Here is a 20028-nt window from a genome sequence, read left to right as displayed (position 1 = left end):
TAAAATAAGTGAGATAACGAAACGGAGAACCTTTCAGAAAACGTTATAAATAAGGGATTACAGCTTTTACAGAACTTAAACAAAAATGATTATTAAATGATTTTTTTACTAAAAAAACAATACAACCAATTTTAAATTAAAAATTTTATCATATTCACAAAAAAACACCTAATATAAAAAAATAAAACACTTATTTATAGTGATTCTTAATTATAGTTTATGATTTTATTATGAAAATCAAACAATTAAAAACAAAAAATGCTTTCCATTTCACTGAAAAGCATTTTGTATTAAACTGAATTATTAGCTTACTCAAAATAGTAAACATTCATTTTGAGATTAATCAAAATTGGTAATTGATTACTTTTTCAACCAATTACTAGTATACTCACAATCTCTATATTTCCCACTCACTTTTACATAAGTATCTTTTATCTTGTCTTTTTGCCATTCTTTAATAGTCTTCAATTTTTTATCTTGAAGTGCTAAATCTTTAATACGAAGATAATCGGTTGAATAATCTGCTTTATGCTCTGGAATTCTTTTATCCACGCGAATTAATTTATAAAAAGGTTTCCCCATATCATCAGCATCAGATATTCTAAGTGAAACTTCTCCTTCTTTTAGGTCTACTACCTGATTGTATAAATCTGAAGGCAAATTGGTTTGCTCGAATTTAGTATCTCCTGTTTCCGGGTTTCTTAACTTACCTCCTTCGTTTTTAGTTTGTTTTCTATCTGAAACTTCTCTTGCGGCATCTGCAAAAGTTATTTCTCCGCTTTCAATTTTATTTCTAACATTGTCTATTTTTTCTTTAGCAGCTTCAATACTAGCCTTATCTACATCTGGAATTATTAGAATGTGACGTACATCTATTTGCTGACCTCTAATTTTCACTAATTTTACAATATGATAACCATATTCTGTTTTAAAAGGCTCACTAATTTCACCTTCTCTAAGAGAAAAAGCTACGTCTTTAAATTCTTTAACAAAAGGATCTTTACGCCCAAGCGTTAAGATATCGCCTCCTGTTCGAGTATCGTCAGAATATAAAATTGCTTTTGTTGAAAAACGAGAGCCATTTTCTAAAACATCTTTTCTAAACTGATTTAAGCGGTCTATCGCTTTTTGCCTTTCTGCTTCAGAAACTTCAGGCTTTACAACAATTTCAGAAATCTCAACCTCATCGCCAAACACTGGCAATTCATCTTTTTTAATTTTATCAAAATATTCGCGAACTTCTTCAGGTGTAATTTCTACATCTTCAATAATTTTTTGTTGCATTTTTTGAGAAAGCTGACGCTGTTTATTTAACTCAAAAAGTTCGTTTCTAAACGTAGTTTCAGAATCTTTACGGTAAAATTCAAGCACTTTCTCCATGCTCCCTAATTGTTTTACCATTGAAGAAATTTGCTGATCAATATAACTATTGATTTGCGCATCCGATACTACAAGACTATCTTGTATAGCTTGGTGTGCATATAATTTATTTTCCATCATAGAACCTGCCAATTGGCAATCGGTCACATTTTTAGTCGAGATTCCCTGACTTTTCATATCTCTATACATCAGGTCGATATCACTATCTAAAATAATATAATCTCCTACTACAGCTGCAATACCATCTACTTTTCGGCGCCCTCCTGTATCTTTATCAACATCAGCTTGAGCTACAGCTTTTTCTGGCTGTATCGAGGTACTATCTGTCACTATAATTTCTTGTGCATTTGCCTGCCAGCCAAACCACAATACACCAAATAGCATTGCTTGTTTAATTGTAGATTTCAAATTGATTGTTTTTAATTGCATCTTTTGTAATATCTTTTTCCAGTTGTTTTACCAACTCCAATTTTCGTTTATTTAGCAAAATCTGTTCCACTGTAGGTTTTGCATAAAATAGAGGAGCTGTTTCGTTTTTTTTCAAAAAGTCCTTTATGTATATATAATATACCTGTATTGAATCTTTAAGCTCTAAAAAGTGTTCTTTTTTTAGTAAATCATTTCTATCATTTACTGATAATAAGGCAATTTTTTTATATACTGTACTTGCCTTAATCCAAACAGAATCATTAAACGAATAATTTCGAAATTGTAAGGCATTATCTAATAATTTTTCTTGAGATCTCTCATCAAAACGTAAAAACCACTTTTTAATTTCATTAAGATTGGTATTTTTCGCGTCTAAATTTACATATCTTAATTTTAATAAATCCTGACTTAAACGAAAGTTGTCTTTATTTTCTGAATAATATGAAGTTATAATACTATCTGTAAAGCTAGAATCTAATTTTTTAGAAACTAATGCTTCGGTATAGGCATTTGTATACAATTCGTTTCGATAATCATCTACTAACTTATCAAACTCTTCTTGCTTAGTTTCGGGTAAATTTAAATTAGCCCGATCCATTAACAACCGTTGCTTTGCCCACCTATTAATATAATTATTGACAATTACAGCACTATCCTCCGAATTTGTATTATGATTTAATAACTTTTCTATATCGCTCTTATAAAGATAGTTGTTATTTACACGTACAACCGGTGTCTTAGTCTGCTCTTTACTAAAACTTTTAATCCAATTACAACTTGCAAAGCTTATTACAAATAAAAATACAAGACAAATTTTAAGAATTCTCAATATATAGTCTATTTAATACTGACTTAAACTTTTTAAGTAAATTCAATAATGAGCAAAAATAAGAATTCTTAAAGGTTCTGCAAGCTTTAATATTACTGATTATCAGCCTTAGAATATAAAAGTTTAAAAAGAATAAAAACTTTAAAAAAATATGCAATTTTTCACGATTTTCATCCGTATACTAATAATGCCTTATATATTTGTAGAAAACTTTTATTAAAAATGAAGAAACTTAGTTTTATTATTACTTTTTTATGCATTGCTTTAAATACCAATGCACAAAGCAAAATTGCTATTATAGATGCCGACTATATCATTTCCAAAATGCCGGAAATATCTGATGTAGACCAGGGAATTAAAAACTTTAATGAACAAATGCAAAGTGATATGAAAAGTGCTATAAAAACCTATCAAGGGCTTGTTCAAAATTATAAAGATAGTAGTGCTGTATTTACTGAAGACATAAAAAAAGAGCGTGAAAACACGTTAATTAGTTTAGAAAATGATATAAAGAATTTCCGCCAACGCTCTTCTGTTATGTTGCAAATGAAACGAAATGAATTAACAAAACCTTTATACGCAAAAATTGATACAGCTTTACAAGAAATAATCAAGGAAGAAGGATATACACAAGTTTTCCACGCTAATAGCGGAGCCTTAGCATATTCTGAACCGAGTAGTGATATTACTGAAAAAGTTTTAAATAAATTAGGTATTAAAGTTGAAGAAAATCCTGCTGATAATACAGCTATAAATTCGAATCCAAATAGTGAAGAAAAGCAGTAAATTAAGTTATTATCAAAAATAAAAAAACCGCTTATTAAAGCGGTTTTTTTTATGAGTGTTACTCTTATTTATTTACCTACTATAATTAGGAGATTCCTTTGTGATAGTTACATCATGTGGATGACTTTCATGAATTCCTGAAGCAGTAATTTTTACAAATTGGCTGCGCTCTTTTAAACTTTCTACATCTTTAGCACCACAGTAGCCCATTCCGGCACGCAAACCTCCTATAAATTGATGAATACTTTCTTCTAATTCACCTTTATAAGGAACACGTCCAACAATACCTTCTGGTACTAATTTTTTAATATCATCTTCTACATCTTGGAAATACCGATCTTTAGAACCATGCTTCATTGCTTCCACAGATCCCATTCCTCGATAAGATTTAAATTTTCGTCCTTCGTAAATAATAGTTTCTCCTGGAGATTCTTTTGTTCCTGCTAATAAAGAACCTAGCATTACACAATCGGCTCCTGCTGCAATTGCCTTTGGAATATCTCCGGTATAACGAATACCCCCATCGGCTATTACAGGAACACCTGTACCTTTAATGGCAGCAGCAACTTCAAGCACTGCAGAAAATTGAGGAAATCCTACTCCGGCAACTACTCGAGTAGTACAAATAGAACCAGGCCCAATACCTACTTTAACGCCATCTGCTCCTGCTTCAACTAAATATTTAGCAGCTTCTGGTGTTGCAATATTACCAACAATAGCTTCTAAAGTTGGGAATTTCTCTTTAATGGTTTTTAATACAGACACAACTCCTTTTGTATGTCCATGTGCTGTATCTATAACTATAGCATCTACACCTGCATTTACTAAAGCTTCTGCGCGCTCTAAAGCATCTGCTGTTACACCTATTGCTGCAGCAACACGCAATCTACCAAATTCATCTTTATTTGCATTTGGTTTTTGAGTAAGCTTTGTTATATCTCTAAATGTAATTAAACCAACTAGTTTATTATCTTTATTAATTACAGGTAACTTTTCAATTTTATTAGCTTGTAGAATATCTTCAGCTTGATCTAGAGAAGTTCCTTCAGAAACAGTTACCAAATTTTCAGAAGTCATTACTTCTGAAATAGGACGCTCGTTATTTTTTTCGAAACGTAAATCACGGTTCGTTACTATGCCTATTAAATTACCTTCTTCATCTACAATAGGAATTCCGCCAATGCTATGCTCTTTCATTTGGTTTTTAGCATCCTGAACAGTAGATGATATGTGCAAAGTAACGGGATCTATTATCATACCACTCTCTGCACGCTTCACCTTACGAACTTTTAAAGCTTGCTGCTGGATACTCATGTTTTTGTGTAGCACTCCAATTCCCCCTTCTCTAGCCATTGCAATAGCCATACGAGATTCGGTAACTGTATCCATAGCAGCTGAAACCACAGGAACATTTAACGAGATATTTTTAGAAAATTTAGATTTTATACTTACTTCACGAGGTAAAACCTCTGAAAATGCGGGTACTAATAATACATCATCATATGTAAGACCTTCCCCTAGTATTTTAGAATTGTGTGCAGTCATAGCAATTAAAAATTTAATTGCATGCAAATATACATAGTTTTCAGTAGAATAGGCTAGCTTACTTTAAATAATTCATTCAAACGGTTTTTTCTGAAAACTAATTATAAATTCTGATCCTTTACCTATTTCACTTTTTATATCTAATATACCCTGATTCATTGATAAAAACTGATTAACTACTAACATCCCTAAACCAGTACCAAGCTCCATCTTTGTTCCTACTTCAGAAATCATCTTACTTTTTGCATTCTTTATTTTTTCTATTTTCTCTGAGCTTATTCCCCTACCATTATCCTTAACTATTAATTTTACTACATCAGGGGTCTCCTTGTAATAAATCTCAATATTTTTGTTTAAAGGAGAAAACTTAATAGCATTACTAATAATATTTTGAAGAATGATATTTAAGTGAGCTTCATCGAAATAAATATTGCTTAAATTATCACTTTTCTTATGGACTATATTTATGTTTTTAGATTTTACTACTAATCTATACGCCTCTATTATATTAGATACCTGATTAATTAAGGCAATCTTTTTTACTGCTAAATTGGATCCTTCCATTTGAGAACTTGCCCAATGCAATAAATTTTTAAGCATTGTAGATGTAGCAGAAACTTGCAATAACATATCATCTAAAACCGATTTGAATTCTTCTTCAGAAAAATCCTCAGTTTTCATTAATTCTAAAAGTTGTTGGATAGCAGCTAAAGGTGATTTTAAATCGTGAGATAATATTGAAAATAATTTGTTTTTATGCTGATCCAACTCATACAAATCTTTATTCCTTTCAGAAATTAATTCGTTTTGTTTGGTTATAACCTCATTTTGATTTTGAAGTTGATCGGTTAAACGTTGTTTCTGTTTATAAAAATGAATTCTCCACATAAAGAAAATTGTAAACGTAACACCACATAATGTTAAGCCTAAAATAATTAACCGATCCCGTTGTAGTTGATTTGTAATATTCTGTTTTCTTGATGCATCCGAATCTTCTTGATTCGTAATTATAAAATAATTTTTTACTGAATCATAAAGATTTAAATAGGTTTTTGTATTACTAGCTTTTGGAATTTTATTAATTGGAACTGCTTTCGCCAAAAAACTCATAGAAATTGAAGAAATCCTATCAACTACTAAATCTATTTCGCTATTTCTATTACTTGAAATATTATAAATAGTAGCTCTTTCTGTTTGTTCGGAGAGAGCGCCTATTTCTGCGAAAAATAAAAAAAGTAGACTAAAAATATTTAATTGCAAGGTTTAGCTGATTTTTTTTATAAAACTCAATATTGATTAATAAACACAAATTTTAAACAATTTTATCAATTAAATTAACACAATAAACATATTTATGGTTTTTTATTAGAAAAATAGAAAAAAAAGTTAAAATTTTTAACTAAAAATGAATTATTAAATATACTCTTTAAATAGCTCTAAGGCTTTGTTATAAGAGGCCTCAAAACTCCCCATCCTTATATTGGTAGATACCTTAGCAGCATTAAAGTACGAGAACATTTTTTCTGTAGGCATATTTCCAGTTAATTCATCTTTGGCCATTGGACAACCACCAAATCCTTGAATAGCTCCATCAAAACGAGAACAACCTGATTTATAAGCCGCATCAATTTTCTCATACCAACTAGTAGGATCTGTATGCAAATGAGCACCGAATTCTATTGCAGGGAAAGCAGGTATTAAATTTGAGTATAAATAAGAAATAGTTTCAGAAGTAGAATTACCAACAGTATCAGACAATGATAAAATTCGAACTCCCATTCCGGAAAGTTTTTCAACCCATTTCGAAACAATTTCTACGCTCCAAGGATCTCCGTACGGATTTCCAAATCCCATAGAAAGATAGGTAACAACCTCCTTATTATGCCTAACTGCAATATTTAAAATTTCATCTAAAATTTGGATAGAATCGCTTATGGTTTTATGCGTATTACGCATTTGGAAATTCTCTGATATTGAAAATGGATATCCCAAATATTTAATTTCCTCAAATTCTACAGCAGTTTCGGCTCCTCGAATATTAGCAACAATAGCTAATAAATTACTTTTTGTACGGGTTAAATCTAATAGAGAAAGTACCTCAGCAGTATCCCTCATTTGAGGTATAGCCTTCGGAGAAACAAAACTTCCGAAATCAATCGTATCAAATCCACAATTTAATAACGATTGTATATATCGTGCTTTTTTTGCTGTAGGAATGTAGGTTTTAATTCCTTGCATTGCATCTCTAGGGCACTCGATAAGTTTTATTTCTCGCATACTTCCAAAGATAGTTTTTTAGTTTTTACTAAAAAATGTAATTTTTAATCAGAAATATTAAAATTGAATACTAATTTTTGATTCTTTTTCAAAGAAACTCTTCTACAGTAAAATAAAAAGACCTATACCTATAAAAACAAAAACCTTCATCCACTTTAAAAAAAGACCTGATTTTTCATGCTTCTGAAGAAACTTAGAAATACTTCCGGCTAAAACAGCTACCATTACAAAAATTAAAAAAGCTTGAAGCATAAAAATTAACCCTAAAATATAGAATTGAGATATTGTATCTTCTTCAAGATTCCATAGAAAACCAGGAAATAATGCTAAAAAGAAAATAGTTACTTTAGGGTTTAAAACATTCATTATAAACCCCTGTTTATATAAAGAGAATAATGATTTTTGTTTAACACCCTCTGTAGTAAAAGCAATATCCGTGTTGCTCCTAAAAACTTTATAAGCCAAATAAAACAAATAGGCAGCTCCGATACTTTTTATAATAAAATAAATAACTTCAGATTGTCTTAGTATTGCTGAAACTCCAAAAGCTACCAATGTGGTATGCACTAAAAGACCGGAAACTAATCCAAGAGCTGTTATAATTGCATATTTTTTACCATTTGCCATCCCTTGCACTAAAACATAAATTATATCAGGCCCGGGAGCAAGTGTAAGTAAACTAACAGCAGTTAAAAAAGTAATAAGCTGTTCTAACAAAAGTTTTATTAATTATGAATTTGAATATTTTTCGAGAATTTTTTTATTGATAGCTTTAATTAAACTAGGACCTTCATAAATAAATCCCGTATATAATTGAACTAAACTGGCTCCTGCATCTAACTTTTCAATAGCATCTTCAGCAGAATGTATTCCTCCTACTCCAATTATAGGAAATGCATTGTTACTTTTTTCAGATAAAAACCGAATAACTTCGGTTGCTCGGTTTCGTAAAGGCTTACCGCTTAATCCTCCTGTTTCATTTTTTGCTTCAGACTGTAATCCTTCTCTAGATATCGTTGTATTGGTTGCAATTACACCCGAAATTTCAGTTTCTGCTACAATATCTATAATATCTAATAATTGAGAATCGGTAAGATCAGGAGCTATTTTTAATAGTATTGGTTTTGGATTAGTTTTCGCATTATTTAAATCCATTAATGTATTTAACAAATGTGTAAGCGGTTCTTTATCCTGCAATGCTCGTAAATTTGGTGTATTGGGTGAACTAACATTCACAACAAAATAATCAACATAATCGAATAAAGCTTCAAAACAACAAGTATAATCGTTTACGGCTTCTTCATTAGGTGTTATTTTGTTTTTGCCAATATTACCACCAATTAAAACATTTGTATTCTTTTTCAATTCCTCAACCATAGCTTCTACGCCTTTATTATTAAATCCCATTCGATTAATAATGGCTTGGTCTTGTTTTAAACGGAATAATCGTTTTTTATCATTACCAGGTTGTGCTTTTGGAGTAACGGTACCAACTTCTATAAAACCGAAACCGAGATTCGATAATTCTTTATATAAATTAGCATCTTTATCAAACCCAGCAGCTACGCCTACAGGATTTTTAAATTTTATTCCAAAAACTTCACGCTCTAACCGAGGATCTTCAATACAATATAAAGATTTAAGTAAACCGGAAATACCTGGTATTTTGCTTAATTTTTTAACCGTATTAACCGTAAAATGATGAACGGCTTCAGGATCATACTTAAATAGAATGGCTCGAATAATTGATTTGTACATTGCTGGTAGGTTTGTGCAAAAATAGTTGAATTGTGAAAATCTCCATACAAAATCACAAAAGCTTTTGAAGCCGAACCGTGAATTCTTAATTTTGACTATCCTACCAAAGAAAAAAATAGCATGATAGATAAAAAAGAAGTCTTAAATCGGTTTTTAAATTACATCTCGATAGACACGCAAAGTAATCCGGAAAGCAACTCCACTCCTAGTACTGATAAGCAATGGAAACTTGCCAACCAGTTGGCAACAGAACTAGAAGAAATGGGAATGCAAGATGTAAGTATAGATGATAATGCTTATATAATGGCTACACTTCCGCCAAATATAACTAAAAAAGTACCTACAATAGGTTTTATTTCTCATTTTGATACCTCGCCAGATTTTAATGGTAAAAATATAAATCCACAAATAATAGAAGATTATGATGGTGGAGATATTGTTTTAAACAAAGAGAAAAATATTATTCTTTCTTCGGAATATTTTGAAGATTTAAAACAATACAAAGGCCAAACAATCATAACAACTGATGGTACAAGTTTACTTGGTGCAGATGATAAAGCCGGAGTAACCGAAATTATGAGTGCTATGGAGTTTCTTATAAATCATCCTGAAATTAAGCATGGGACTATAAAAATTGGATTTACACCTGATGAAGAAATTGGCCGAGGTGCTCATAAATTCGATGTTGAAAAATTTGGAGCCGATTGGGCGTATACTATGGATGGTAGCCAAATTGGAGAATTAGAATACGAAAATTTTAATGCGGCCAGCGCTAAAGTTACCGTATCAGGAAAAAGCGTACATCCGGGTTATGCTAAAGATAAAATGGTTAATAGCATGTATATTGCTCAAGATTTCATTAACTCGTTACCACGTTTAGAGACTCCGGAACATACCGAAGGTCGACAAGGCTTTTTTCATTTAAGTAATATCAATGGAGATGTTGAAGAAACTGTGCTACAGTATATTATACGTGATCATGATAAGAAGCATTTTGAAGCTCGTAAAAAAGTAATTGCAGATCTTGGTATAGAAATTTGCAAACAATACCAAAGCGAATGTGTAAAGGTTGAAGTTACCGATCAGTATAAAAATATGCGTGAAAAAATTGAGCCAAATTTGCATATTGTTGAATTGGCTAAAAAAGCAATGGAAGCCGTAAATATAGAACCTATTATTAAACCAATTCGTGGAGGCACTGATGGTTCACAACTAAGCTTTATGGGACTTCCTTGTCCTAATATTTTTGCTGGAGGGCATAACTTCCACGGAAAATACGAGTATGTTCCTTTAGAAAGCATGTTAAAAGCTACCGAAGTAATTATAAAGATTGCCGAACTCAATACTAAGAAATAAGTATAAAATAAAAAACCTTCAATTTCTTGAAGGTTTTTTTGTTTGTGGTATAAAGAATTTATTTCTTTTTATCCGCAACAGGTTTATCTGGAGTATTTAATTTCTGACTCATCTCCATTGACAATGAAGATCTGTCGAAAGTTATTTTACCGGCTCCAGTTTCTATAATTACCGAATTGTTTTTTTCACTAAAATCGATAATCTTACCGTGCATACCACTTTTAGTAATAATTCGATCTCCTTTTTTAAGTTCTGCTGCAAACTTTTTTTCTTGTTTTGCTTTTTTCATTTGTGGGCGTATCATAAAAAAGTACACCACAACAAACATTAAAATTAAAGGCAAAAACTGTTGTATTTGTTCCATATATAAAATTGATTCTCGCTATTTTTAGCTTGCGCTCTTTTCTACAAACGCTTTGATTTTTATTTTTTGCTGTCCAGCTTCTGTATTAGCAGAAAGTGTTACTGTTTTACTTACTTGCCCGTTTCCAGAACCATTATATTTAACCAATAATTCTCCTTTTTCTCCAGGAGCAATTGTTTCGTTTTTTGGATAAGATGGTACTGTACAACCACAGGTGCTTTTTGCATTAGTAATTACTAATGGTGCTTTACCGGTATTGGTAAAAGTAAACACGTGTTCTACAGGTTCTCCATGAGGAATTTTACCAAAATCAAATTCGGTTTCTTCAAAATTCATTTCAGGATAAACAGTTGCTTGCGCATCTCTTTCTGCAGCAGCATCTACGTTTTCAGACTTTACTTTATCGGCTGCTCCTCCGTTTTCTTTACAAGAAGTTACAAATAAAGTTCCTGCAGCCGCTACTATTAAAAATACTTTCTTCATTATTTTAAAAGTTTGGGTTAAAATTAAGAAAAATTATAGATTACATAAGGCCTCGACCCATTTTATTTAATTTCCCTTCCGAATTATACTCTTTAGATAACTTATCTAAAATTCCATTAATAAATATACTACTTTTTGGAGTACTATATTCTTTACTTATTTCTAGATATTCGTTAATAGTTACTTTTACAGGAATAGATGGAAAATGTAAAAATTCACAAATTGCCATTTTAATTAAAACTGTATCTATATCTGCAATACGATCTTTATCCCAATTTGGGGTTTTGCCCAGCATTTCTTTGGCTAAAGATTCATCTTTAAGATATGTTTTTTGAAATAATTCAAAAGCAAAATCTTTATCATCTATAGATTTAAACAAATTAGGAAGATTTGCATCTTGTCCTGAATTGTGTTTTAACTTCTGAAGCATTTTAACTACGGCTGTATTTACCAATGGTAAATCGTCTAACCACGTAAGTTTTTTATCTTCAAAATATTCATACACTTTTTCATTAGGTGCTATTATTTTTTTAAAAATAGCTACAACAAAATCTTTATCTTCTCGAAAACTAGATGTTTCCGTTTCCATGTATTCCGAATAAATCTCACTTTCTTTAATAGCTTCCCAAAGAATTCGGACATATTCATCATCGTGGCTCCAATGCATCAATTTTCTATCCTCAACAGAATTTTGCAACTGAATATTCTCTTCCAAAATCTGGAAAACTGCGTTATTAATAAATTTTTTGTTAGGATTTATATCGGTCTCAGTAGCGAGATGCTTTTGTTGAGATCTCTCTAAATATGTTTTAGCATAATTTTTAATCTCAACAAACAAGTTTAATTGTAATAGAAAAAGATCGTACATCTCTTCCATACTTTTAAGAAGAAATTTTTCTTCGTTTTTAAGGTTATTGTTTTCGCTTTTGTGAAATGCATAAAGCGATTGCATCACTTTAACCCGAACATGTCTTCTTGTTAGCATACGTGTAAAAGAACTTTTAAAAAATTTAAAGACGACAGAAATATTCTCTCGCGATGCAAAAATACCATAATTTTATTTTTAGCTGCATCAAACTGAATTATTTTCAGTTGCAGATTTGAAATTTTAAGAGTTAAACTTCCTAAATAGATCTTTAAGTAGGATTTTACAGCCAAAAAACAGCTGCATTTTACCTAATTTATAAACTCAAAACACATCTACAACTTTGGTTTATTTTAATACTGTATCTTTGCTAACGGAAAAATCTTTCAGTAAAAAAAGGTTTAAAACTGTATAAAGTTGATTTATTTTGATAAGCTAAAATTATCAATTCGACTAAACAGAAAATTGAAGCGATTACACTTTTATGAAACACCTAAGAACCCTCAATAAATTCTTCTTAAAGTATAAATGGAAACTAATTTTAGGGCTAATTATTACCATTGCTGCTCGAATTTTCGCGCTATATTATATTCCACTTATTGGGAATTCTACCGATTCGATTGAAAAATATATAAACGGAGAAATAACCAATATTGAAAATTTAAAAGCAATTTTATTAGAAAACATTTTAATTATTGTTGGAGCCACATTACTTTCTGCTTTTTTCACATTTTTAATGCGGCAAACTTTTATTGTGGTATCTCGACATATAGAATTTGACTTGAAAAATGTAATTTATAAACATTATCAAGAATTATCCCTGAATTTTTACAAAAGCAATAGAACCGGAGATTTAATGAACCGGATAAGTGAAGATGTTACGAAAGTACGAATGTACTTAGGCCCGGCAATTATGTATACAGTAACCACACTTACTTCTACTATTGTAGTGCTAATTTATATGATAAAAGCTGCGCCATTACTTACGCTATATACTGTTATCCCGCTCCCCATTTTATCGATTGCTATTTATAAGTTAAGTGTAGTTATTCAAAAAAGAAGTAAAATAGTACAACAATATCTTTCTAAACTTAACACATTTACTCAGGAGAGTTTTAGCGGAATTGCAGTGTTAAAATCGTATGGTTTGGAAAAACAAACTAAGGATAATTTTACAGAATTATCGAACTCTAGCCGAGATAAAAATATTGATCTAGTAAAAGTTCAAGCCTTTTTTATTCCGTTAATGGTATTATTAATAGGAATCAGTAATATCTTGGTAATTTACATTGGTGGTCGCCAATATATCACAGGAAAAATTGATAATTTAGGAGTTATTGTAGAATTTCTTCTATATGTAAACATGCTAACTTGGCCGGTAGCTTCTATTGGTTGGGTAACATCTTTAGTAAAACAAGCTGAAGCCTCCCAAGAGCGTATTAATGAATTTTTAGATACTGAGCCTGAAATTAAAAATAATAAAGAAACACCAGATGAAATACAAGGCGATATAAGTTTCAAGAATGTTACATTTACGTATGACGATACTAATATTACCGCTCTTAAAAATGTTAGTTTTGAAGTTAAACGAGGAGAAACTTTAGCCATTATAGGTAAAACAGGTTCTGGTAAATCTACTGTTCTCGATCTTATTGGTAGATTATACGACATTCAAGAAGGCTCCATTGAAATTGATGGAAAAAACATTAAAGACATTAACCTAAATAATTTACGAAAAAGCATAGGTTACGTACCACAAGATGCTTTCTTATTTAGCGATTCTATTAAAAACAATATCAAATTCGGGACTACAAATGCTACCGACAAACAAGTAATCGATGCCGCTAAAACAGCATCTGTCCATAAAAATATTAAAAATTTTAGTAAAGGATATGAAACTGTTCTCGGAGAACGAGGTATTACATTATCCGGAGGACAAAAACAACGAGTATCTATAGCAAGAGCAATAATTCAAGATCCGCAAATCTTATTATTTGACGACTGTTTATCTGCAGTAGATACAGAAACTGAAGAAGCAATTTTAAACAATTTATACAAAATTTCTAAAAATAAAACATCCATTTTAGTTAGCCACAGAATCTCTTCTGCAAAAAATGCCGATAAAATAGTAATATTAGAAGAAGGAAGCATCATAGAACATGGAACCCACAACGAACTTATTGAAAAAGAAGGCTACTATAAAGAGCTATATGCAAAACAACTAAACGAGAAAGAAATGTGAAAATTTCTTGTAAAATGTTAATTTTTTTTGGATTTTTGAGCACAACATTACTAAACCATTTAAAGAATTTTATTTATGAGCGAAAAGGGATTGATGGAGAAAGAAGAAATATTCTCTAAAGTGCTAAGAGCAGGAAGAAGGACGTATTTTTTTGATGTTAGAGCTACTCGTGCTGATGATTACTACCTAACCATTACAGAAAGTAAAAAATTTACTAACGAAGACGGATCTTTTTATTACAAAAAACACAAAATTTATCTATACAAAGAAGATTTTGATGGTTTTAATGAAATCTTGAAAGAAATGACGGACTTTATAATTAATGAAAAAGGAGAAGAAGTTATTAGTGAGCGTCACCAAGCAGACTATAAACCTTCTTATGATGGAAATACTGCTTTAGAAAGTAGCAGCGCCCCAGAAAAATTCACGGATGTAAGCTTTGAAGATATCTAGAAAAATTTACTCTATTATATAAAAAAACCGACTTTTCAAAAAGTCGGTTTTTTATTTTAATAAATTAATGTTCAATTTTATAACCACTACTTTCCTGATTTTTGAATAGTATAAAAACTTACTTTAAATCCTTTTTTTATTATTTTAAGTAATCTTTATTCTAGTTGATTGTAATTCTATTTATCTTGCGCAAAATTTGAGATAGTATTTCGATTTTAGGAACAGGGCTATTCCCCTCCTTTTTTATGATCTATGAGTAAATTTACAATCCTAAAGTACCTAAGACGTTTTGCTTTTTGGACAAGCCTTTTAGCAGTAATTGCTATTATTTACGATTTAGGCTTCACCCACAGTAAAAATGCAGAAAGTGAATTACACAGTTTGTATTTCTTCACCCTAATTGCAGGGATTCCCTCAATAATATTACGTTATTTTCTAACGAACGAACGTTTTGAAAATAAAGTTCGAATTTTCGATTCTATTATTTTCATTTTATTTGGTTTATTAGCTTTCTCCCAAATAGATAGCATCAGAGAAAGCTTCACATTTTTTGAGTTTTTCAATAAAATGGGATGGATCTATCTTGCTATTATTGTGTTTTTTGTGCGAGAATCTTCACGGTTCGAATTTACTATTAATCGGGAAATTATAAATCCGGCACAACTTTTTATTGTAAGCTTTATGGGGCTTATTTTATTAGGGGCTGCAGGACTAATGCTTCCTAAAGCAACCCATGAAGGAATTTCTTTTATAGATGCACTTTTCACCTCAACTAGTGCGGTTTGTGTAACCGGACTTATTGTTGTAGATACAGGTAGTTATTTTACTCTATTTGGACAATGTATTATTTTAATCCTAATACAACTTGGAGGGCTTGGAATAATGACTTTCGCAAGTTATTTCAGTTATTTTTTCCGCGGAAGCGCATCCTACGAAAACCAATTAATGATGAAAAGCGTAACTGATTCTGAAACATTAGGAGAAGTATTTTCTGCTTTAAAACGTATACTTTTTATCACATTTGTTTTTGAATTTCTAGGCGCAGTTTTCATTTATTTCTCATTGGATCCAACATATTTTGATACCGTAGGAGACCGTATATTTTTCTCATTTTTCCATACAATTTCCAGCTTTTGTAATGCCGGTTTTTCTACTTTAGAACATAGCCTTTATGAACCCGGTTTCCGAATGAATTTCCCACTGCACATTATTTTAGCAGTGCTATTTATTGTTGGAGGGTTAGGCTTCCCTATAATGCAGAATATTTATAAATACTGTAAATATTTTATCAAAAAGCAAACATATAAAATTATTCGCCCGGACCGTCACTTAAACATGCCTTGGGTGCTAAATTTAAATTCTAGAATTGTATTGGCTACCACTGCTATTTTATTAATTGGTGGTACGGTATTATTTTTATTTTTCGAATGGAACAATACATTGTCTGGTTATAGTTTTTTGGGTAAACTAGCCACCTCCTTCTTTGGATCTGCTACTCCAAGAACCGCTGGTTTTAACACCATAGATATGTCTGCATTAAACTTTTCAACAATAATGGTTATTATGTTCTTAATGTGGGTAGGGGCATCTCCTGCATCTACAGGTGGTGGTATTAAAACTAGTACATTAGCAATTGCTACATTTAATTTTTTAAGTTTAGCCAAAGGGAAGGATCGTGTTGAGGTTTATAACCGACAAATCGCTAATAACTCGCTACGACGTGCATTTTCGATTATGACTTTGTCTATTCTGTTTATAGGTTTAGCCATTTTATTTATATCTTATTTTGATAACGAAATGCACCTTTTAGATGTTGCTTTTGAATGCATATCTGCTTACAGTACCGTAGGTTTAAGTTTGGGAATAACAGGCGATTTTTCTTCAGCATCAAAATTTGTTTTGGTAGCTACAATGTTTGCAGGCCGTGTTAGTGTAATTACATTGATGGCTGCATTTATCGATGATGTAAAACATTTAAATTATAAATTTCCTAAAGAGGAAGTATTAATTAACTAGAAATAACCATGAAGTATATTATTTTAGGTTTAGGGAACTTCGGCTCTTCATTAGCTATAAAATTAACCGAACTGAATAATGAAGTAATTGGGGTAGACAATCAAATGGCTAAAGTAGAAGCTATTAAAGATAAAATTACTCATGCCATAAAATTAGATGCTACAGATTCTGCTGCTGTTTCTAACCTTCCATTACGTGATACCGATGTTGTAGTTGTAGCCATTGGAGAAGATCAAGGAAATAATGTATTGGCTACTGCTTTAATGAAGAAGATGAATGTAAAGCGCCTAATTAGCCGTGCTGTACAAGGTCTTCAAGAAATGGTATTAGAAGCTATGCAAGTAGATGAAATAATTCACCCTGAACAAGAAACTGCAGAACGATGGGCTAAAAAATTAAATATGCGTGGGGTTGTAGATTCATTTGAATTAAATGAAGAATACATGATTATTGAAGTTGAAGTACCTGAAGAATACCATGAAAAAACACTTCAAGAAATACGCTTCCGAGAAGATTACGACCTTATCATTTTAACCACTATGAAAATTACTGAAGTTAAAAATGAAATTGGATGCATGAAAAAAATAACAAATATTAAAGGAGTTGCATCTGCAGATACCAAGCTTTACAAAGACGATATTATGGTGATTTATGGAAATAAAAAAGATATCCACAAATTACTACAAGACCAAGAAAACGAACGGAACAAAAAATAGGCTAGCCTATTTTTTGTCCATTTTCTACTTCCATGCCTGGTTGTATTAAAGTAATATCATTATGATCTCCAACTACTCCTAAAACCAAGCATTCACTCATAAAATTGGCAATTTGCTTATCCGGAAAATTAATAACTGCAATAATTTGTTTCCCCACTAAAGATTTTGCAGTATACCTTTTTGTTATTTGAGCCGAAGTTTTTCGGAATCCAATCTCTTTACCAAAATCAATTTTCAATTTATAAGCAGGTTTCCGAGCTTCAGGAAAATCAGTTACTTCAATAATTGTCCCTACGCGCATTTCTACTTTTTCAAAATCTCGCCAAGATATTTCCATTTTAATTTGTATTTCTTATGAAATTTAAATATTCTGAATTAATAACTTAAATTTACATAAAAAATGGCACGTACACCATCAAATATGTTAGCTTTAGGAACTAAAGCTCCAAATTTTGAACTTCACGATACTGTAACCGATAGAACATTTAATTTAGAAGATTTAAAAGGTCCTAATGGTACCTTAATAATGTTTATTTGTAACCACTGCCCATTCGTAAAACATATTAACGCCGAAATTTCTAAATTAGGTAAAGAATATCAGGCTAAAGGAATTGGTGTTTTAGCTATTTCTAGTAATGATGCCGAAAATTACCCTGATGATAGGCCTGAATTGATGAAAGAAAATGCCCAAGAACAACATTTCACTTTTCCTTATTTATATGATGAAGACCAAACAGTAGCAAAAGCTTATGATGCTGCTTGCACACCAGATTTTTTTCTATTCAATTCTGATTCAGAATTGGTGTACCGAGGTCAATTAGATGATTCTAGACCAGAAAATGGTAAACCGGTTACCGGAAAGGATTTACGCAATGCCTTAGAAGCGTTATTAAAAGGTAAACAAATAACTGGTGTTCAAAAACCTAGCATAGGTTGTAATATCAAATGGAAGAAATAAATATTGGAAATTAATACGTAAAAGGTTAAACTTCTCTTAAAAACCTTTTAATCCTATCTTTTTACTAGGGTTAAAATATAGAATTCATTAATTTTGGGCTAAACTAAAATTAAGAAGAAATGAGCGATTTAAAATTAGGTGATAAAGCCCCGAATTTTGATGCTGAAACCACAAAAGGAACTATAAATCTTTATGATTATCTTGGTGATGGTTGGGGGATTTTATTTTCTCACCCTTCCGATTATACGCCAGTTTGTACTACCGAGCTAGGAACGGTAGCTAAATATAAAGATGAGTTTAAAAAACGTAACACAAAAGTATTAGCACTTAGTGTTGATGGAGTTGCTTCTCATAAAGGTTGGATAGACGATATTAATGAAACCCAGAATACAAAAGTAGATTATCCAATAATTGCTGATGAAGATAAAAAGGTTTCAGAATTATATGGAATGATTCATCCGAATGCAGATAATACACTTACTGTACGTTCTGTTTACATAATTGGTCCTGATAAAACTATCAAATTAATGATTACCTATCCGGCAAGTACTGGTAGAAATTTTGATGAACTTTTACGAGTAATCGATTCATTACAATTAACAGCATATCAAAAAGTAGCCACTCCGGCTAATTGGAAAAAAGGAGATGACGTGGTAATTAGTCCATCGGTTTCTAACGAAGATGCTAAAAAACTATTTCCTAAAGGCTTCAGAGAAGTAAAACCATATTTAAGAATGACTCCACATCCTGATAGTAAATAATCAGTTTATAAATAACCAACTTTTAACCACAATTAAGGCTACTTTTCCAAGTAGCCTTTTTTATTGTAAGTTATTAATATGTAAAAATGTTATAAATCATTGAATATTGATACAATTTAATTGTAATAATAAAAGTTATCCAATATTATAATTATTCCCGAAATTTGAATCATGATGATTAAAATACCCCAAACAAAACTTGAAGATCAACCAATTAAAACTTGTAAAAGATGAAAATAAAGAATCATTAAAAAAAAATAAATACGTTATTTAGAAAGATAAAAATTAAAGAAGCTCTAAAAAACTCTGAAAAAAAGGAAATTATAAATAATTGTTTTAATATCGATATTTTCGAAAAAGATAAGATTTTTCATAAAAGCTATGTATTAATTACCGTTTAAGATTCCTAGATAATTTCGCTTTATAAAGAATAACGTTAAACTCTGTTTAAAATTGAAGCTTACTTATACTAAAGGTTGTAATTTAGTTTGTCTAAATAAATAGTTATGAGTACTGAAGAAACTTACGAAAGAGTATATACCGGATCCGATGTTAATGTGCAATATTTGCAAGAATTATTTAACAATGCGGGCATTTCTAATCGGGTACGAAACGATCTAGAATCTGGATTAAGAGCTGGTTTTGGTGGCGGGGTACCTGGACAGGTACAACTTTTTGCTATAAAAAGCCATTTAGATGAAGCGTTAAAAATAGCAAAAGTTACCTTTCCTGAAGATTATAAAAATGAAGAATAGAAAGCTCGTAAAACTTTCAAAAAAGAATAATTACTTATATCTAATTTTCGGGATC

The 20028-nt window shown here is 31.0% G+C and carries 20 protein-coding genes; 9 read left to right on the top strand and 11 right to left on the bottom strand.

Annotated elements, in window-relative coordinates:
* Nucleotides 1-360: 360 nt before the first annotated feature.
* Both ACN0WI_RS13140 and ACN0WI_RS13135 read right to left on the bottom strand, forming a co-directional pair.
* The gene (locus tag ACN0WI_RS13140; RefSeq protein ID WP_417887415.1) at nucleotides 361-1809 is read right to left on the bottom strand and encodes a foldase protein PrsA; all 1449 of its coding nucleotides are present in this window, start codon (nucleotides 1807-1809) and stop codon (nucleotides 361-363) included.
* Entirely contained in the window at nucleotides 1772-2638 is an 867-nt protein-coding gene (locus ACN0WI_RS13135) for a peptidyl-prolyl cis-trans isomerase (protein ID WP_417887414.1), read from the bottom strand. Before ACN0WI_RS13135 ends, ACN0WI_RS13140 begins: the two co-directional genes overlap by 38 nt.
* 222 nt (nucleotides 2639-2860) lie before the next feature.
* Here ACN0WI_RS13135 and ACN0WI_RS13130 point away from each other — a divergent pair, with 222 nt between their 5' ends.
* A complete protein-coding gene (locus tag ACN0WI_RS13130; protein WP_417887412.1) occupies nucleotides 2861-3424 on the top strand; it encodes an OmpH family outer membrane protein in 564 nt (187 codons plus the stop codon).
* A gap of 72 nt (nucleotides 3425-3496) precedes the next feature.
* Here the strand turns inward: ACN0WI_RS13130 and guaB are convergent, their stop codons facing one another.
* The 5 genes from guaB to ACN0WI_RS13105 all read right to left on the bottom strand — a co-directional run bounded on the left by guaB (nucleotide 3497) and on the right by ACN0WI_RS13105 (nucleotide 9004).
* Complete coding sequence (gene guaB / locus ACN0WI_RS13125) at nucleotides 3497-4969, bottom strand: IMP dehydrogenase (protein WP_417887410.1); 1473 nt, start codon at nucleotides 4967-4969, stop codon at nucleotides 3497-3499.
* 72 nt (nucleotides 4970-5041) lie between these two features.
* Nucleotides 5042-6229, bottom strand: a complete 1188-nt coding sequence (locus ACN0WI_RS13120) for a sensor histidine kinase (RefSeq protein ID WP_417887408.1) — start codon at nucleotides 6227-6229, stop codon at nucleotides 5042-5044.
* Nucleotides 6230-6382: 153 nt separating this feature from the next.
* A complete protein-coding gene (locus ACN0WI_RS13115; RefSeq protein ID WP_417887406.1) occupies nucleotides 6383-7246 on the bottom strand; it encodes a hydroxymethylglutaryl-CoA lyase in 864 nt (287 codons plus the stop codon).
* Nucleotides 7247-7348: 102 nt separating this feature from the next.
* Nucleotides 7349-7963, bottom strand: coding sequence for a LysE family translocator (locus ACN0WI_RS13110; RefSeq protein ID WP_417887405.1), 615 nt, complete (start codon nucleotides 7961-7963; stop codon nucleotides 7349-7351).
* Nucleotides 7964-7975: 12 nt separating this feature from the next.
* Nucleotides 7976-9004 (bottom strand): quinone-dependent dihydroorotate dehydrogenase, encoded by a 1029-nt coding sequence (locus ACN0WI_RS13105; protein WP_417887403.1) that lies wholly within the window; start codon nucleotides 9002-9004, stop codon nucleotides 7976-7978.
* Nucleotides 9005-9124: 120 nt separating this feature from the next.
* Between ACN0WI_RS13105 and pepT the strand changes: the two genes are divergently transcribed.
* Complete coding sequence (pepT, locus tag ACN0WI_RS13100) at nucleotides 9125-10360, top strand: peptidase T (protein ID WP_417887401.1); 1236 nt, start codon at nucleotides 9125-9127, stop codon at nucleotides 10358-10360.
* Nucleotides 10361-10418: 58 nt separating this feature from the next.
* Here pepT and yajC read toward each other — a convergent pair whose 3' ends face one another.
* Genes yajC through ACN0WI_RS13085 form a run of 3 tightly spaced genes read right to left on the bottom strand, consistent with a single transcriptional unit; the run spans nucleotide 10419 to nucleotide 12192 of the window.
* Nucleotides 10419-10724 (bottom strand): preprotein translocase subunit YajC, encoded by a 306-nt coding sequence (gene yajC, locus ACN0WI_RS13095; protein WP_417887400.1) that lies wholly within the window; start codon nucleotides 10722-10724, stop codon nucleotides 10419-10421.
* Nucleotides 10725-10748: 24 nt separating this feature from the next.
* Entirely contained in the window at nucleotides 10749-11207 is a 459-nt protein-coding gene (locus ACN0WI_RS13090; protein ID WP_417887398.1) for a DUF1573 domain-containing protein, read from the bottom strand.
* 40 nt (nucleotides 11208-11247) lie between these two features.
* Nucleotides 11248-12192 (bottom strand): transcription antitermination protein NusB, encoded by a 945-nt coding sequence (locus ACN0WI_RS13085; protein ID WP_417887397.1) that lies wholly within the window; start codon nucleotides 12190-12192, stop codon nucleotides 11248-11250.
* 364 nt (nucleotides 12193-12556) lie between these two features.
* Here ACN0WI_RS13085 and ACN0WI_RS13080 point away from each other — a divergent pair, with 364 nt between their 5' ends.
* The 4 genes from ACN0WI_RS13080 to ACN0WI_RS13065 all read left to right on the top strand — a co-directional run bounded on the left by ACN0WI_RS13080 (nucleotide 12557) and on the right by ACN0WI_RS13065 (nucleotide 17499).
* Complete coding sequence (locus ACN0WI_RS13080; RefSeq protein WP_417887396.1) at nucleotides 12557-14314, top strand: ABC transporter ATP-binding protein; 1758 nt, start codon at nucleotides 12557-12559, stop codon at nucleotides 14312-14314.
* A gap of 75 nt (nucleotides 14315-14389) precedes the next feature.
* On the top strand, nucleotides 14390-14767 hold the full coding sequence (locus ACN0WI_RS13075) for a PUR family DNA/RNA-binding protein (protein ID WP_417887395.1): 378 nt from the start codon (nucleotides 14390-14392) through the stop codon (nucleotides 14765-14767).
* Between the two features lie 252 nt (nucleotides 14768-15019).
* Nucleotides 15020-16783: a TrkH family potassium uptake protein gene (locus ACN0WI_RS13070; RefSeq protein ID WP_417887394.1), complete on the top strand. Its 1764-nt coding sequence runs from the start codon at nucleotides 15020-15022 to the stop codon at nucleotides 16781-16783.
* An 8-nt stretch (nucleotides 16784-16791) separates the two neighbouring features.
* Nucleotides 16792-17499, top strand: a complete 708-nt coding sequence (locus ACN0WI_RS13065) for a potassium channel family protein (protein ID WP_417887393.1) — start codon at nucleotides 16792-16794, stop codon at nucleotides 17497-17499.
* Nucleotide 17500: 1 nt separating this feature from the next.
* On the opposite strand, the gene ACN0WI_RS13060 is transcribed toward ACN0WI_RS13065, so the two are convergent.
* Nucleotides 17501-17836 carry a tRNA-binding protein gene (locus ACN0WI_RS13060; RefSeq protein ID WP_417887392.1) on the bottom strand — a complete coding sequence of 112 codons (336 nt, stop codon included), beginning with the start codon at nucleotides 17834-17836 and terminating at the stop codon, nucleotides 17501-17503.
* 63 nt (nucleotides 17837-17899) lie between these two features.
* Between ACN0WI_RS13060 and ACN0WI_RS13055 the strand changes: the two genes are divergently transcribed.
* The 3 genes from ACN0WI_RS13055 to ACN0WI_RS13045 all read left to right on the top strand — a co-directional run bounded on the left by ACN0WI_RS13055 (nucleotide 17900) and on the right by ACN0WI_RS13045 (nucleotide 19973).
* Entirely contained in the window at nucleotides 17900-18457 is a 558-nt protein-coding gene (locus ACN0WI_RS13055) for a thioredoxin family protein (RefSeq protein ID WP_417887391.1), read from the top strand.
* Between the two features lie 119 nt (nucleotides 18458-18576).
* Nucleotides 18577-19218, top strand: coding sequence for a peroxiredoxin (locus ACN0WI_RS13050; RefSeq protein ID WP_417887390.1), 642 nt, complete (start codon nucleotides 18577-18579; stop codon nucleotides 19216-19218).
* 506 nt (nucleotides 19219-19724) lie between these two features.
* Nucleotides 19725-19973, top strand: a complete 249-nt coding sequence (locus ACN0WI_RS13045) for a DUF2007 domain-containing protein (protein WP_417887389.1) — start codon at nucleotides 19725-19727, stop codon at nucleotides 19971-19973.
* Nucleotides 19974-20028: the final 55 nt, after the last annotated feature.

Origin of the sequence: Zunongwangia sp. (genome assembly GCF_048269745.1) — a bacterium.
Taxonomy (GTDB): Bacteria; Bacteroidota; Bacteroidia; order Flavobacteriales; family Flavobacteriaceae; genus Zunongwangia.
The sequence above is the reverse complement of the archived record's forward strand: the minus strand, read 5'-3'. Positions and strand labels throughout refer to the sequence as shown.

Coding starts and splice junctions, on each gene's coding strand:
- ACN0WI_RS13140 (WP_417887415.1), bottom strand. CDS start 1,809: ATGCAATTAAAAACAATCAATTTGAAATCTACAATTAAACAAGCAATG.
- ACN0WI_RS13130 (WP_417887412.1), top strand. CDS start 2,861: ATGAAGAAACTTAGTTTTATTATTACTTTTTTATGCATTGCTTTAAAT.
- guaB (WP_417887410.1), bottom strand. CDS start 4,969: ATGACTGCACACAATTCTAAAATACTAGGGGAAGGTCTTACATATGAT.
- ACN0WI_RS13115 (WP_417887406.1), bottom strand. CDS start 7,246: ATGCGAGAAATAAAACTTATCGAGTGCCCTAGAGATGCAATGCAAGGA.
- ACN0WI_RS13105 (WP_417887403.1), bottom strand. CDS start 9,004: ATGTACAAATCAATTATTCGAGCCATTCTATTTAAGTATGATCCTGAA.
- pepT (WP_417887401.1), top strand. CDS start 9,125: ATGATAGATAAAAAAGAAGTCTTAAATCGGTTTTTAAATTACATCTCG.
- yajC (WP_417887400.1), bottom strand. CDS start 10,724: ATGGAACAAATACAACAGTTTTTGCCTTTAATTTTAATGTTTGTTGTG.
- ACN0WI_RS13090 (WP_417887398.1), bottom strand. CDS start 11,207: ATGAAGAAAGTATTTTTAATAGTAGCGGCTGCAGGAACTTTATTTGTA.
- ACN0WI_RS13085 (WP_417887397.1), bottom strand. CDS start 12,192: ATGCTAACAAGAAGACATGTTCGGGTTAAAGTGATGCAATCGCTTTAT.
- ACN0WI_RS13080 (WP_417887396.1), top strand. CDS start 12,557: ATGAAACACCTAAGAACCCTCAATAAATTCTTCTTAAAGTATAAATGG.
- ACN0WI_RS13075 (WP_417887395.1), top strand. CDS start 14,390: ATGAGCGAAAAGGGATTGATGGAGAAAGAAGAAATATTCTCTAAAGTG.
- ACN0WI_RS13070 (WP_417887394.1), top strand. CDS start 15,020: ATGAGTAAATTTACAATCCTAAAGTACCTAAGACGTTTTGCTTTTTGG.
- ACN0WI_RS13065 (WP_417887393.1), top strand. CDS start 16,792: ATGAAGTATATTATTTTAGGTTTAGGGAACTTCGGCTCTTCATTAGCT.
- ACN0WI_RS13060 (WP_417887392.1), bottom strand. CDS start 17,836: ATGGAAATATCTTGGCGAGATTTTGAAAAAGTAGAAATGCGCGTAGGG.
- ACN0WI_RS13055 (WP_417887391.1), top strand. CDS start 17,900: ATGGCACGTACACCATCAAATATGTTAGCTTTAGGAACTAAAGCTCCA.
- ACN0WI_RS13050 (WP_417887390.1), top strand. CDS start 18,577: ATGAGCGATTTAAAATTAGGTGATAAAGCCCCGAATTTTGATGCTGAA.
- ACN0WI_RS13045 (WP_417887389.1), top strand. CDS start 19,725: ATGAGTACTGAAGAAACTTACGAAAGAGTATATACCGGATCCGATGTT.